The following is a 14,436-nucleotide window of genomic DNA, read 5'->3' on the forward strand; positions in this document are numbered from 1 at the left end:
ATCCTTTTAAATAAAAATTAATTTTTTAAGTATAAAAAAAATATTTAAATACTTAGATTTATTATATATTTTTCAGCTTTTTTTAAATCCTCTAAACAATCAATATCTAAACTTGAACTTTCATCCATTAAAAAATGCTTACTTTTGTTTTGCAAAAAACTAGGATTGTTTAAAAATTCTTTTATCTTTAAAATATAAATTGCACCATTGCTCATATATGTTTTAGGCAATTTTTGCCTTGGCATAAAAGGATATTCATCATTACAAATCCCTGTTAAATCGCCATATTCATTACAAACAAAGGCTTTTAGAATTTTATTATCACATTCGCTTACGCTAATTAGGGCATTTGCATTGCTATTTTTATAAAGATTAAAAGCCTCATCAATATGAATATTTGTTCTTAGCGGCGAAGTGGGTTGTAAAAAAACTACATCTTCATAATCTTTATAAAATTTTAGAGCATGTAACAGCACTTTATCGCTTGTGGTATTATCTTGTGCAAGGCTAATTGGGCGTTTTAAAATATCAACATTTTGGCTTTTTGCATAATTTAAAATTTCATCGCTATCACTGCTTACAACGACTTTACTAATGCTTTTAGCATTTAGCGCAGCTTTAATGGTGTAATAAATTAAAGGTTTATTGTTTAATAAAACCAAATTTTTATTTTTAATACCCTTTGAGCCACCACGAGCAGGGATTATTGCTAAGCTCATTTTATATCCTTAAAAACTTTTTGTGTGCTAAGTTTAAAAAATTCTCCGCTTTGTAAATATTCAAAAAATAATTTTGAGCTATCTAAAATCTCTAACTTAGCGCTAAATAAATCTTGTTTTTTATGAATGGTGTTAATAGCTTTTAGTATTTCATCACTATTTGCATTAACTTTTAGTGTATTTTCATTGCCAAGTCTTCCATTTTGCCTTGAGCCAACTAAAATCCCTGCTGTTTTTAAGTATAAGGCCTCTTTTAAAATACAACTTGAATTACCTATTATAAAATCAGCATTTTTTAACAAAGTTATAAAATACTCAAATCTAAGCGATGGAAAAAGCTTAAATCTAGGGTTATTTTTAAGCTCTTCATAGCTTTGCAAGATTAATTCAAAACCTAAATCATTATTTGGATAAATAACAATATAATTTTTGTTACTTTGTATTAGTGCTTTTACTAAATTATCTGCTTGATTTTTAATGCTAGTAATTTCAGTTGTAACAGGATGAAACATAAGCAAAGCATAGTTTTCATAATTTATATCATAATATTTTTTTGCTTCGCTAAGTGAAATTTTATTATCGTTTAAAAGTTCTAAATCAGGCGAACCTATGATAAAAATAGATTTTTCATCTTCTCCAAGCTGCATTAAACGCCTTTTTGCAAACTCATCATTTACTAAATGAATATGAGCTAGTTTTGATATAGCGTGGCGTAAGCTATCGTCAATAGTTCCTGAAATCTCTCCGCCTTCAATATGCGCTACTAAGATATTATTTAATGCCCCAACAATAGCTGCTGCTAAAGGCTCAATTCTATCTCCATGTACTACGATTAAATCAGGTTTTAGCTCATTTACATACCTTGAAAATCCATCAATTGTAGTGGCTAAAGCCTTATTAGTTTGATAATATTTATCATAATTTATAAATTCATAAATATTTTTAAAGCCATTTTTATAAAGCTCTTTAACTGTATAGCCAAAATTTTTGCTTAAGTGCATTCCTGTTGCAAAGATGTAAAGTTCAAATTCACTTGAGTTTTGCACCCTGTGCATTAAAGATTTAATCTTAGAATAATCAGCCCTAGTACCTGTTATAAAAAGGATTTTTTTCACGCAAAATCCTCATAGCTTAACTGGGTATCATTTTCTATATCTCTTAATGCTTTTTTGCCTAAAATATTTTCAAATTCAGCCGCACTAATTCCACCAAGTCCAGGTCTTTTAACCCAAATATTGTCCATAGATAAAACTTCGCCTTTTTTAATATCTTTAATGCTAACTACGCTTGCAAAGGCAAAATCAATTGTAACTTGTTCTTGCTTAGCTGCTTTTTTGCTTTCATTATTTCCTCTCATTATAGCCATTTGCTCACTTTGCATAATTAGCTCTTTTAAAGCCTTTGTATCCATAGAACAAACTATATCAGGGCCACTTCTATGCATACTATCAGTAAAATGTCTTTCAAGCACACAAGCACCAAGTGCAACCGCACCTAAACATGCAAGATTATCTGTTGTGTGGTCGCTTAAGCCTACCATGCAAGAAAATTCTTTTTTTAATTCAAGCATAGCGTTTAATCTTACAAGATTATGCGGGGTTGGGTAAAGATTGGTCGTGTGCATTAAAACAAAGGGAATTTCATTGTCTAATAAGATTTTGACAGTTGGTTTTATACTTTCAATGCTATTCATTCCTGTGCTAACTATCATAGGCTTTTTAAAGGCTGCTATGTGTTTAATAAGCGGATAATTATTACACTCGCCTGAACCAATCTTAAAAGCACTAACTCCCATATCTTCTAAGCGGTTTGCACCTGCACGAGAAAAGGGTGTGCTAAGATAAACAAGACCTAATTTTTCTGTGTATTCTTTAAGTGCTAGTTCATCTTTATAATCCAAAGCGCATTTTTGCATAATCTCATAAATGCTTATTTTTGCATTGCCAGGAATTACTTTTTTAGCGGCCTTGCTCATCTCATCTTCAACAATGTGGGTTTGATGCTTTATAATCTTAGCACCTGCGCTAAAGGCTGCATCTACCATAATTTTAGCTAGTTCTAAACTGCCGTTATGATTAATGCCTATTTCAGGCACGACTAAGGGTGCTTTTTCTTCGTTTATGATTATATTTTGTATTTTTATTTCTTTCATTTATTCTCCTTTTTTTGCTCATACCCCCCCCCCATTGTTTATGTATTTTTTATACTTAAAAATATGAGAATAAGGGTTTTTTTCAACTAATTTGCCAATAGTAATAAATTTTTCATTATCTTTTATGTAAAGCTCTAAATCTTCTTTTTCTTTTAAAATTAATTTTAATTTATCTTCTTGGCTTTTAATTATTTTATCTTTATTTAAAATTGTTTGTTCTTGATTTTTAATTGTATTTTGTAGTGTTATATTTTCATTTTTTATTTTTAATATTTCATTTTTAAGTTCTTCTTGTTTGATTTGAAGTTTATTTATTTGTTCTTTGTTATCTTTTATTTCTTCTTTATTTAAATCTAAAATTTTTCTTGAGTTTTCTAAAATCTCATTAAATTTTATATTATCATTATTATCTTTTACATAACTATTTAAAATACTTTTGTATTTATTTATAGCTGGGGTTTTTTCTGGCAAGATTAAATCTTGAGAATTTTCTTTACTTACAAGTGTAAAATTACTTTCATTTTCATTTGCTAAAGGGAAATATTCTTTTAAAACACTATTATCACAAAGTGAAAAAATATTTACTTTATATTCTTTAGCTAAAAAGGATAAAATCTCTAAATCATATTCTTTGCTGTGAAAATTACCTGGAGAAAAGTCTTTATCAATATTAGGAAAAAAGCTTTTAATTGAATTAGTTATTGGATTAAAAGCATATTTTTCATCACCTTCATAAAAATCAACACCACATAAATATATATTTTTATATCCTAACGCAATGGCAACTGCACACATATAAACACTAGAAGTTATTCTTTTATTAAAAAATATTTCATTGTAATTTATTAGTTGCTTAAAGCTTTTTAACTTATTTATAAAATTATGAGCTAAAACTACATCGCAAAAATAATCATTAAAAATATCTAAAATTCTGTAATTATCAATGTAAGGAACTTTATAGCTTGAGCAAAAAATATTTTCTATTTTATATGTTTTTTTAATTTCACTTAAAGTGTAATATTGCTCTAAAAATATTCCAGGATTAAAAAATGCCGCTTTAATATTTTTACCTAAATAATATTTTTCTTCAAAATAAAACTGATTACACCTAAAAACATCGTATTCTTTAGGCAATCTTTTATAATTAATATTTTTTAAACTTGGTCCATTTCCTGCTATAATTACATTTTTACTCATCTACAAACATCCTATTTAAAAATATTATAATTATACATAATTTATTATTTTTTTATAAATATTTTCACAACAATTTTTATTATAAAATTCTGTATTTTTATTTTTATTATTGTTTATAATGTTATTTTTCAATGTAAATAAAAGTGAATTTAAATCATAACAAACATCTCCAAATCCATCTTTTTCATAATCAAAATAACCCTTTTGCCAATGTTTTTCAAAGAATTCTTTCTTGTCAAATTGATAATAAAGCACAATTTTATTTAAAAGTGCCATTTCAAAAGCTACACTTGAATAATCCGTAATCATTAAAGATGAAGTACAAAATAATTCTTGTAAGCTCGTTTTATAGCTTGTTTGAATATAATTTGGAATTTCAAAATATTTTAAATAAGGCATAATCTGAGGATGAAGAATAAAATAAAGTTTAAAATTATATTCTTTGATTATTTTTTCTAATTCTTTTGAAAGTAATAATTCTTGCCAAGCTTTAAAATAAGTACTTTTATTAAAATCTTTATTTAATCTTCTTTTCATTGTTTTTTTACTGTAAGTTCCACAAAGATATTCTCTCCAAGTAGGCATAATTAAAATTTGTTTTGTATTTAAAACATTATTTTTAACTAAGGCATCCCATCTTGCAAGCCCTGTTAAAACCACTTCTTTTGTGCTAAATTTATAATGATTAAAATCCCCTGCTATAGAATTATATTCAGCCTTTGTGCTTGTTATAAGTAAATTAATTTTTCTTAAATTAAACCAAGAAGCCATATTGTCTTTTGTAATTCCGTGTTGTAAAAATATAAAATCTTTACTTTGTAAAGTATCCTTGCCAAAAGCATTGTAAATATAATTATCAATATGAGAAGATATAACTTTACTAGACTTAAATAACAAATATTTAAAGTACAAAGTTCTTGGGTCAACTAAATTAAAACCTTCTTTTTTAAGTCTTGAATAATCACAACTATCCTTTCTTAGTGCAAAAACGATTTTTTGTTTAGGATGATTATTCATTACATATCTATACAAATGCTCTGCATTATCATCAGCCCTGCTAGACATATCTGCAAAAATCCATAAATTAGCATTTTTTGCTCTTTGTTTTTTTAGCTTGTTTAAAGTTTTTAAAACTAAAGTTAAATCATTAATATAAACATTATCAAAAAAAAGCTGTAATTTTTGAGAATTTACAAAAACATCAAGTATTTTAGAATTTTTATTAATCTTAAGCCATATTCTTTTTTCGTATAAAAATACCTTATCTAATAAATCATATTGTCTAATTTTAGAATGCTTAATAATAGCCTCTTTTTCGTCTAATAAAATCTTATTTGTATGATTAATATTACTAAAATAATACTTCAATAAAATCTCATCATTTTTATCATCAATACTTTCGATAAAGGCTATATTCTCACTTAAATCTTCGTTTTTAAAATAATTTAATATGCCTTTTTTATAAAAAAAGTCATAAGCATCAATATTAAAACTAGTAATATTTTCGCTTGTTATTAAAGTAAAATTTTTAAATAAAAGCTCTTTAAATTCTTTCTTTTCATCTTTACTTAAAATAGCTAATTTTTCTGGATTAAAAAGCAAGGTTTTTATCTGCCAAAAAATATGATATAAACAAACTTTTTGTATAAAAGAGTAAGTATTATATTTTTGCAAAAGTTCTAAGCTTCCAAGGTTAATAGTATTTAAAAAATATGCTTTATTTATTGAATTATCAAGGCTTGATGATTGGTTTTTTCTTTTTCTATAAAAATATCTAGCATTCTTTAAAAAAATTGAGTTTTTTTCTATATTTTGCAATAAATATTCATTTATAAATTTTGCATCTTCAAAATTTGGCTTTAAATTTTCATCAAAATGTAAATCTTTAATTAAATTAAATTGTATAAAAGAAGAAGCAGCCGATAGTTGAATAAAATTATTTAAATTTTTGTTTTTTAAAAGAGTAATATTGTTTTTAAATTTATCTTTTAAAGCGTGTGTATCTTTAAAAAGATAAAATTTTTCTACATAAAAAATCATATTTGAGCTAATCATAGATAAATTATTGTTATTTTTAATCTTATCATCAACCTCATAAAAATAATTTCTATCTAAAAAATCATCAGGGTCAGTACAAGTAAGCCAAGTTATATTTAAATCATTTTCTTTTAAATATTTTAAACCTAAATTTCTAGCACTTGCTTGTCCGCCGTTTTCTTTGTATAAATAAATTATATTTTTAGGATACTTTTTTTGATATTTCTTAATTATTTGTGCTGAATTATCCGTTGAACCATCATCAACACAAATTAAATAAATATTGTTTTTAAAATCTAATCTTTGATTGATTATTGACTTAAAAAAATCATCTAAATATTTTTCTACATTATAAACCGCTGAAATAATTGCGTATTTGCTATAAGCTTTGTATTTTTTTGCTTTAAAATTATTTGTATATTTTAAATAAATTAAAAAAAAAGATTTTAAATATAAGATAATTGAATTTTTATATTTTTTTAAAAAAAACATATTATTTTTTCCTTTTTTCTTTAGCATCTATTATAAAATCTTTTGGATTAAAAAGTAATTTACGCAGCAAACGATAAAATTTACTTTGAGAAATCTTAGCTAAAATAAAATCAAATGCAAATATTTTAGAAAAAAATAAAAAAAAACTAAGAGTACTTAGCTCATAAAAATATGCCTTATAAATTAATGATTTTAAAGGGTAAAATATTTTATCATTACTCTTTGCATTTAAAATTTCTTCATTATTTATTCTAATTTTATAAAAAGAATTTTCATTATAAAAACTATAAAAATAATTTTTTAGCAAATACAAAAACTCTTCAGCTTTTAAGGATATATTATATTCTTTAAGAATTTTTTTAAGTTTATTTTTCTCATCAGTGCTAAGTTCATTTAAAGAATTTTCTTTAAGAATAATTTTATTAAAATCAATATTACTAAAATCGTATTCTTTATTTTTATAAAAATAATAAGAATTATTTAAAATACCCTCTTTAAAATAAATAATATTTAAATTTAAATTATTTTTTAACTTATAATCACTATCTAAAAAAATAACATCTACTTCATTAATTTTTTCTTCTTGATTTATAAAAATTTCTCCAAAATAAACGCTTAAAGCCCTTGTTTTATCAAATATTTTTAAATTATTACTTAAAAGTAAAGCACTTTTTCCTAAAGCATTTTTATCTTGCAAGACCCTTATTTTATGATTTTTTATATTTTTTAAATGTTTATAAAATAGTTTATGATTGTTATCTTTATTAGACATATATGAATTTTGATTGGGTTCAATATGCCAAAAATGATACATATAAATTCCATAAAAACAAGTTTCATAGCCAAGCAAAGAAAACCAAGCTCTAAATCCACTAAAAGATTTAAACTGCCAATTTCTACTATCGTATAATATATTTTTTGCCTTTTTTTCAAAATTTATGCAATTTTGTAAAACCCTTGCAAATAAGTCAAAATCTTCATAGCCATGCCCTTTAAAATTATTATCATTTCCGCCTAATTCTAAAAATTTATGTTTATTTATAATTATGCTTGAAGTTGAACTCGGTGTAAAAAATTTAATAAATTCATTCTTTGCGCTAAGTAAATCATTTTGCAAAACACTATCCCATAGCTCTTCACTATAATGTTTTAATTTATCATAACTGTCTTTTAATAAATAAATAACAGGAAGCACTAAAATAGAATTTAAGTTATTTTCAATATCTTTAATTTTAATTAAATTAATAATTTTTTCTAAACTATTATTTGAAATATAACAATCAATATCTAAAAACATAAGAACCTTAGAATTAGCATAACTAGCTCCTAAATTTCTACAACAGCCTTGAGAAAAAAAATCTTTTTGAGAAAAATCTTTAATATAAATATGCCCGTTATCTTTAATAATTTTTTCTAGTTTTTCATTTGAATACGATGAATAACCTTCAACAAAAATATATTCTATATCTAAAAATTTTGCTGAATTTTCTGCCTTTTTTATAATTCTTTTTTCTATATACATTCTTTCTTTACTAAGTCCAAATGGAATAATAATAGATAAAATAGGCATAAATCATCTCACCTTTCTAAGATATTCATAAATTCTTCTTATTTTTCTAAGTAAAAAAGTTCTAAAATCAATAACAAATCTTAAATACCATTTAGAAAAATAATTTTTTTGTAAAGAAAGCATTATATCTAAACAAACTTCAATTTCACATAAAGTTTTACTTTTAGGATTTATATATCTTGGATAAGCAATTAAAGCCCCTGCTACAAGCTCTTCTAAGCTTAGTTTTCTTGTTCTTCGCTCACATTTAAGCTCATCAACACTAAGCCCCCAACCAGCATAAAATGGCATTCCGTAAGTAAAAACTTTTTTAGCTCTTAAAAGTGCATCAAAGCCGCTTGTAGAAGTAATAGTATGAATTTCATCAGCAATTTTTATAGCGCTATCAATGCTACAATCTTTTATAATTTCATCACAAAATTCTAAAATTATTTTTTCATCTTTTAGCCCCACACGGTTGCCGCTTAAGACATCAGGATGGGGTTTAAAAAGTATATAAGCATCTTTATTTTTAGAGCGTACTTTTTTAATAAGCTCATAAGTACTAAGCCCAAAACCGCCTAAAATCATTGAAGCATCATCTTCAACTTGAGCAGGAATTAAGATGATTTTTTGATTATTTTTAGCCTTTATTTTTAAATTTTCGTGCTTTAAGCCATTGTATTTTGAAAAGCGATTTTCAATTAAGATTTTTATAATATTTTTTGCTCTATTTAGCATATTTTCATCAAAAATTTCATTTTGCAAAAGCTCTTCTAATTTGCTTGGCTTATTAGGATTTATATAAAAGCCCTTATCATCAACGATTAAAGAAAAAGGTCTTGTTAAATCAGAACCAAGAGAAATTGAGCGAATAAAACCATCTTCAACTAAAGAAATTTTAGGAGTAAAATTAGCTAAATTTTGCTCTTTTGCCTTTGCTAAAAGCAAATTCTTAAGAGTATTTTCATCGTATTTTTTACCCCAAATAAAGAATTTATCATCTTCTTTAAGCTTGTATTTAGCTAAAGATTTAATAGAATTTAAAAAAATAATTTCATTATCTTTAGCCTTAAAAAAAGGCTTTACAAAATGCCTTTTCCATAAGCTAAAACCGAGCATAAAAAGTCTATTAGAATTTGCTTTTTCAATATCTTTATATTTTGCTAAAGTTTTAATACTATCAAAAATATCACTTTTTTGCTTTAAATAAGGATTGTAATATTCACTATAAAGCATATAAGCAGCATAAAAAACTTCTTCTAGGCTTCTTTTTTTAAGTCTTCTTTTGCACTTTATTTTATCTACGCTAAGCCCCCAACCCGCATAAAATGGCATTCCATAACAAAAACATTCACAACCCATAATCAAAGCTTCAAAACCCATAGCAGAAGTTTTAGTATAAACCTTATTAAAATATTGCAATAAGTCTATAGGATTATAATTATGAGTAATTACAATGCACTCTTTTGGCACTGCGTTTAAATTAAAATCACTTTTCTTTTTGCCGCTTAAAACATCAGGATGAATTTTTATATACACTTTATGGTTTGGGTTTTCTTTAATGGCATCTTTTATGATTTGCTCTGTGCTAAAAGTGCTTGCAAGTCCATATTTTAGCGATTCATCATTAGCAGTTTGAGTGATAATTAAAATGCGTTTTTCGTTATCTTTAAAAAAATTACTAGGCACAAAAAGATTATTATTGTATTTACTAATTTTATATTTTTTAATAAATTCTATAGCCTTTTTTGCCTTTTTTAGCTCTTCTTCTTTAAATTCATAGTTGTTTAAAATATTTTCAAGCTTTGAAGGCATTGTTGCATCATAATAAATCCCAATTTCATCTTTAATTATAGAAAAACTTGGGCTATTTTCTACGCCTAAATTTAATGAGCGAATAAAACCATCTTCTAAAAGCAAAAAATTAGCTTTGTGTTTTTTTGCTAATTTTATTGCATTTAAGCCTGATTTTTTACGCCCCCAACCACAAATAAAATCACTTGATAAAAGTGAATTTTTATAGCCTTTAACATTGATAAAATTACTAACATTTTTTATAAGTTTTTTTGATGTTGAATAAGCACTCATATTCTCTCTTTATTTATTCTAAAAGAGATTATAAGTAATAATATTTAACTTTAAAACTCATAACATTTCATAATTAAAGCGTTTAAAGTCCTCATAATAGATTTCATTTATTAATTTTATGCAATCTTTAGTTAAAAAATCTTTACTTTTATCATCAGCATTTGTTGAATGCCAAGTTACATTAATAATATCATTTTCTTTGTTTTTGCTTATTATCTTTAAAACTTTTTTAAAATCATTTTCAAAATTTTCAAATTTTCCTATAAAATCTAATTTTATATTTTTTCCTAATAATAAATGCTGCGGCATAAAATGTATATCGTATTTTTTAGCATCAATATCTTTAATATAAGTTAAAAATTCAATAAATGTTAATTTAATATCTTCATTTATATTTATTTTATTTAAGAATTTCATTCTTGTTTCTTTATTTTCATTTAAAAATTTTTGTAAAAAGCAAGATAATGTTCTTGTATAAGGGTTTCTAACAAAAGAAAATTTAAAATACTCTTGCATACATTGAGTAAAATTATCTATTTCAAAAGGCGATTTTAACGGAGATTGCTTTTTATCGTGTGGAGATAAACTTAAATCAATATCATAATCTATTTCAAGATTTTGCAAGGTTTTTTTAACACTAGAACAAGCAACTTTTGGGGTTTCAAAATAAATATATTTATTTTTTGTAGATATGTTTAAAAGATAGTTTGCTGTATGAGCTGATATATCAAAAAATTGTTTAAATTCTTGATTTTTCATTTTTTGTAATTCCTTATTTACCCCCCCCATATTAACATTTTTTATAAAAATATTTTTTAAAAATTTCATTTATTCTCCTTTTTATTTTTATACTAACTAAAATATAAAAACAATTAAAGAATATATAAAAATTATTTAAAGATAAGTATTTTTCTACAAAATATTTCATAATCACTAGGAATACCAATATCTATAAAATAATCATTAAAAATACAAGCTTTAGCCCTTAGTTTTTCATAATTTTCTTGTAAAAATTCTTCAAAAGAAAATTTTTTCTCTAAGTTAAATTCATTAAAAATATCCTTAGTTAAAAGATAAATCCCACCATTTATTAAACCTTGCTTTTTAAATATTTTTTCCTCAAAAGAAAGCACAAAGCCCTGCTTATTAATATTTACCGTACCGTATCTATCAAAATCGTTCATTTGTTTTAAGGCTAAACAAATTTTACTTTCATTTAGTTTTAATTTACTTAAATCTACATCGAAAAAAGTATCACCGTTTAAAACATAAACTTCATTTTTTATAAATTTTAAAGCCTCTTTTATAGCTCCACCTGTACCAAGTGGCTCTTTTTCTATGCTGTATTTTATTTTTATACCTAAAAACTCATCTTTAAAATATTCTTGTATCACTTCATATTTATATGAAACCGCTAGGATAATCTCTTTTACACCTTGATTTTTAAGATATTCAAAAATAAATTCTAAAAAAGGCTTATTATTTATCGGTGCCATAGGCTTAGGGATATCTTTTATAACACTTTTAAGCCTTGTTCCTAAGCCACCACAAAGTATTATTGCTTGCAAGAAAAACCTTTGCCAAAAAGCTCTTCTTCAACGATAGCACAAATAATATGCCCTATTAAAATATGCGCTTCTTGAATTCTTGGCGTGCAAGTTGAAGGCACTTTTATACAATAATCACAAAGTTCATTCATAGCCCCGCCACTAGCTCCGCTTAAGCCTATACTTATGATTTCTTTTTGTTTGCAAAGTTCTAGTGCTTTTAGGATGTTTTTACTATTTCCGCTTGTAGAAATTCCTATAAAAACATCTCCTTTAACACCTTGAGCTTGCACTTGTCTAGCAAATAAATTTTCATAACCATAATCATTGCCAATAGCAGTTAAAATACTTGTATCTGTAGTAAGCGCAATGCTTGCAATACCTGGTCTATCAAAATAAAACCTACTTACAAATTCTCCTGCGATGTGCTGTGCATCAGCTGCACTACCGCCGTTTCCTGCTAGTAAAGTTTTGTTATTATTTTTATAAGCTTTTATGATTTCTAATGAAGCATTTTTAATAAGAGTTATTAAATTCTCATCTTTTAAAATTTGCTCTTTTACTAAAATTGATTCTTGAAAATGTTCTTTTATATAATTATTTATAATTTCCATGATTTAACCCCCTCTTTTGTAAATGAAAAATCTTGTACCCAGCCTTGTTCTTTATTTAAAGCTTTAATTAAATTGTATTTTTTTGTAGGTTCAACTAAAAAAAACATAAATCCACCAGCTCCAGCTCCACTAGTTTTGCCACTGTAAGCTCCATTTTGCATAGCTAAATGATAAATTCTTTCAAGTTCGTCATTGCTAACTATTTCTGAAATAATTTTTTTTGACTGCCAAGATTTTCCTAAAATCTGTGCAATGGTGTCAAAATCTGCCCTAAATAAAGCTTCTTTCATCTTTATAGCATCTTGCTTTATGGCGTGCATTGCTTCTAAAGACTTCTCATCTCCAAGTTTTCCTTTTTTATGTTCTTCTATGTCTTTTGCTTCTCTTGTAATATTTGTAAAATAAAGCACAATTCTAGCTTCAAGCTCACTTGCAATCCAGTTTTTAATACGCAAAGGATTAACAATTACTCTTTTATTATCATAAAATTCCATAAAATTAAAGCCACCAAAAGTTGCGGCATATTGGTCTTGTGCTCCACCTACTATACCTAAATCTTCTCTTTCTATTTCATAAGCAAGTTTAGCGATTTCATATTCTCCTAAAGGAAGATTAAGCCATTCTGCAAAAGCCTTTATAACTCCTACAACTAAGGTTGAACTTCCGCCTAACCCGCTACCGCTTGGTACATCTGAATAAGTGTGCAAAGAAAAGCTTAAAGGCTTTTTTACAAAATCTTTTACAATGCGATTATAAATACTTTTAAAAATATCTAATTTTCCATCATTTTCTAAGAATTCTTTGCTTTTGTATTCAACAAAGCAATTAGTATCAGGAGAATTAAAGCTTATTTTGCCATCAGCTCTTTGAACTAAAGTACAATGTATATATAAAGATATAGTCGCATTCAAAACATAACCTGTGTATTTATCACAATATAAGTTAATATCAGTCCCTCCACCTGCTAAACCTAAGCGAAGTGGGCTTTGTGTGCGTATAGTTTTCATCTATTTAATGGTATCCTTCCTTTTTTTATCTCATCTCTCCAATGATTTAGCAAGTCTAAAAACATTTTTCTAGCTGGAATTTGGGGTTTCCAGTCAATAAAACTTTTGATTTTTGTGTTGTCAAACATTTGATAATCCGCATCAATTGGGCGTAATCTTTGCTCATCTTGCTCTATTTTTATATCTTTTCTTGTAGAAAATGATAAAAGAATTTCTATAACTTCAGGGAGCTTAAAAGCCTCTTCTCCTGCTATATTAAAAGCTTCCCCGCAAGGAATATTACCTTTTTGACTTTCAAGAGAAAGTAGATAATAAGCCCTTATGGCATCACGACAATCTTGAAAAGTTCTTATGCTTGAGAGATTTCCAACCTTAATAATAGGCTCTTGATAACCCGCTTCAATGAGTGCAATTTGTTTTGCCACCGTGCTTTCAAAAAACACATCACTTCTTCTTGGACCACTATGCGTTCCCATTCTTGTAACAAAGGTGCGAATATTATAAGCTTCGCCATAAAATCTTCCTAAATAATCAGTGCCGATTTTGCTTATACTATAAGGACTTGCACCGTGAAAGGCTGTTTCTTCATTAAGTTTAGTGCCTACTTTTGCCTTGCCATAAACTTCACTTGAAGAGCAAATATGTACTACAGGCTCATAGCCATCTTTGGCTTTTAGTAATCTAATGTTTTCTAGGATATTTGCCGTGCCTATTATGTTAGTTTGCAAGGTTTCAATAGGTATATCAAAAGAAGTTTTTGGATAAGACTGAGCTGCTAGATGAAAGATTACATCAGGTCTTTTGCTTTCAAAAAGCTTTTGAAGACTAGAGTAATCATTTAAATCTGCATAAAAAATACTGATTCTATCTTTTTTATTTATCCTGTCGCTTAAATGATAGATATTGTCCATAGGCTCTTGCCAACGCATCATTCCTATAACTTCATAATCTGTGTTTTCTAGCAAAAAATCTGCCATTTGCGAGCCAACTTGCCCTGTAAATCCTGTAATTAACGCTGTTTTTTTCATAAT

At 26.1% G+C, this 14,436-nt stretch carries 12 protein-coding genes; all 12 read right to left on the reverse strand.

The window, feature by feature from the left end; translation table 11 throughout:
- Positions 1–44 precede the first annotated feature (44 nt).
- The gene (locus CCANL266_RS05955) at positions 45–719 is read right to left on the reverse strand and encodes an acylneuraminate cytidylyltransferase family protein (RefSeq protein ID WP_172232768.1); all 675 of its coding nucleotides are present in this window, start codon (positions 717–719) and stop codon (positions 45–47) included.
- Positions 716–1,834 carry a UDP-N-acetylglucosamine 2-epimerase gene (gene neuC / locus CCANL266_RS05960; RefSeq protein ID WP_172232771.1) on the reverse strand — a complete coding sequence of 373 codons (1,119 nt, stop codon included), beginning with the start codon at positions 1,832–1,834 and terminating at the stop codon, positions 716–718. The genes CCANL266_RS05955 and neuC overlap by 4 nt, the downstream gene beginning before the upstream one ends.
- The gene (gene neuB / locus CCANL266_RS05965) at positions 1,831–2,871 is read right to left on the reverse strand and encodes an N-acetylneuraminate synthase (RefSeq protein ID WP_172232774.1); all 1,041 of its coding nucleotides are present in this window, start codon (positions 2,869–2,871) and stop codon (positions 1,831–1,833) included. Before neuB ends, neuC begins: the two co-directional genes overlap by 4 nt.
- An 18-nt stretch (positions 2,872–2,889) precedes the next feature.
- Complete coding sequence (locus CCANL266_RS05970) at positions 2,890–4,068, reverse strand: alpha-2,3-sialyltransferase (protein ID WP_172232777.1); 1,179 nt, start codon at positions 4,066–4,068, stop codon at positions 2,890–2,892.
- A gap of 30 nt (positions 4,069–4,098) precedes the next feature.
- Complete coding sequence (locus tag CCANL266_RS05975) at positions 4,099–6,597, reverse strand: CDP-glycerol glycerophosphotransferase family protein (RefSeq protein ID WP_172232780.1); 2,499 nt, start codon at positions 6,595–6,597, stop codon at positions 4,099–4,101.
- A gap of 1 nt (position 6,598) precedes the next feature.
- Positions 6,599–8,167 (reverse strand): glycosyltransferase, encoded by a 1,569-nt coding sequence (locus tag CCANL266_RS05980; RefSeq protein ID WP_172232783.1) that lies wholly within the window; start codon positions 8,165–8,167, stop codon positions 6,599–6,601.
- Positions 8,168–8,170: 3 nt separating this feature from the next.
- Entirely contained in the window at positions 8,171–10,237 is a 2,067-nt protein-coding gene (locus CCANL266_RS05985; RefSeq protein ID WP_172232786.1) for a capsular polysaccharide biosynthesis protein, read from the reverse strand.
- Positions 10,238–10,294: 57 nt separating this feature from the next.
- Positions 10,295–11,065: a sulfotransferase family protein gene (locus CCANL266_RS05990; RefSeq protein WP_172232789.1), complete on the reverse strand. Its 771-nt coding sequence runs from the start codon at positions 11,063–11,065 to the stop codon at positions 10,295–10,297.
- Positions 11,066–11,127: 62 nt separating this feature from the next.
- The gene (gene hddC / locus CCANL266_RS05995) at positions 11,128–11,805 is read right to left on the reverse strand and encodes a D-glycero-D-manno-heptose 1-phosphate guanosyltransferase (RefSeq protein ID WP_172232792.1); all 678 of its coding nucleotides are present in this window, start codon (positions 11,803–11,805) and stop codon (positions 11,128–11,130) included.
- Entirely contained in the window at positions 11,793–12,398 is a 606-nt protein-coding gene (gene gmhA2, locus CCANL266_RS06000) for a D-sedoheptulose 7-phosphate isomerase (RefSeq protein ID WP_172232795.1), read from the reverse strand. Before gmhA2 ends, hddC begins: the two co-directional genes overlap by 13 nt.
- Complete coding sequence (gene hddA / locus CCANL266_RS06005; RefSeq protein WP_172232798.1) at positions 12,386–13,405, reverse strand: D-glycero-D-manno-heptose 7-phosphate kinase; 1,020 nt, start codon at positions 13,403–13,405, stop codon at positions 12,386–12,388. The genes gmhA2 and hddA overlap by 13 nt, the downstream gene beginning before the upstream one ends.
- Positions 13,402–14,433 (reverse strand): GDP-mannose 4,6-dehydratase, encoded by a 1,032-nt coding sequence (locus tag CCANL266_RS06010; protein WP_172232801.1) that lies wholly within the window; start codon positions 14,431–14,433, stop codon positions 13,402–13,404. Before CCANL266_RS06010 ends, hddA begins: the two co-directional genes overlap by 4 nt.
- Positions 14,434–14,436 lie beyond the last annotated feature (3 nt).

This window comes from Campylobacter canadensis (assembly GCF_013177655.1).
Lineage (GTDB): Bacteria > Campylobacterota > Campylobacteria > Campylobacterales > Campylobacteraceae > Campylobacter_E > Campylobacter_E canadensis.

Bases quoted from the DNA above. Each gene is read 5' to 3' on its own strand.
- CCANL266_RS05985 (WP_172232786.1), bottom strand. From the start codon at position 10,237: ATGAGTGCTTATTCAACATCAAAAAAACTTATAAAAAATGTTAGTAAT.
- CCANL266_RS05990 (WP_172232789.1), bottom strand. From the start codon at position 11,065: ATGAAATTTTTAAAAAATATTTTTATAAAAAATGTTAATATGGGGGGG.
- CCANL266_RS05955 (WP_172232768.1), bottom strand. From the start codon at position 719: ATGAGCTTAGCAATAATCCCTGCTCGTGGTGGCTCAAAGGGTATTAAA.
- neuB (WP_172232774.1), bottom strand. From the start codon at position 2,871: ATGAAAGAAATAAAAATACAAAATATAATCATAAACGAAGAAAAAGCA.
- gmhA2 (WP_172232795.1), bottom strand. From the start codon at position 12,398: ATGGAAATTATAAATAATTATATAAAAGAACATTTTCAAGAATCAATT.
- hddA (WP_172232798.1), bottom strand. From the start codon at position 13,405: ATGAAAACTATACGCACACAAAGCCCACTTCGCTTAGGTTTAGCAGGT.
- CCANL266_RS05975 (WP_172232780.1), bottom strand. From the start codon at position 6,597: ATGTTTTTTTTAAAAAAATATAAAAATTCAATTATCTTATATTTAAAA.
- CCANL266_RS05980 (WP_172232783.1), bottom strand. From the start codon at position 8,167: ATGCCTATTTTATCTATTATTATTCCATTTGGACTTAGTAAAGAAAGA.
- CCANL266_RS05970 (WP_172232777.1), bottom strand. From the start codon at position 4,068: ATGAGTAAAAATGTAATTATAGCAGGAAATGGACCAAGTTTAAAAAAT.
- CCANL266_RS06010 (WP_172232801.1), bottom strand. From the start codon at position 14,433: ATGAAAAAAACAGCGTTAATTACAGGATTTACAGGGCAAGTTGGCTCG.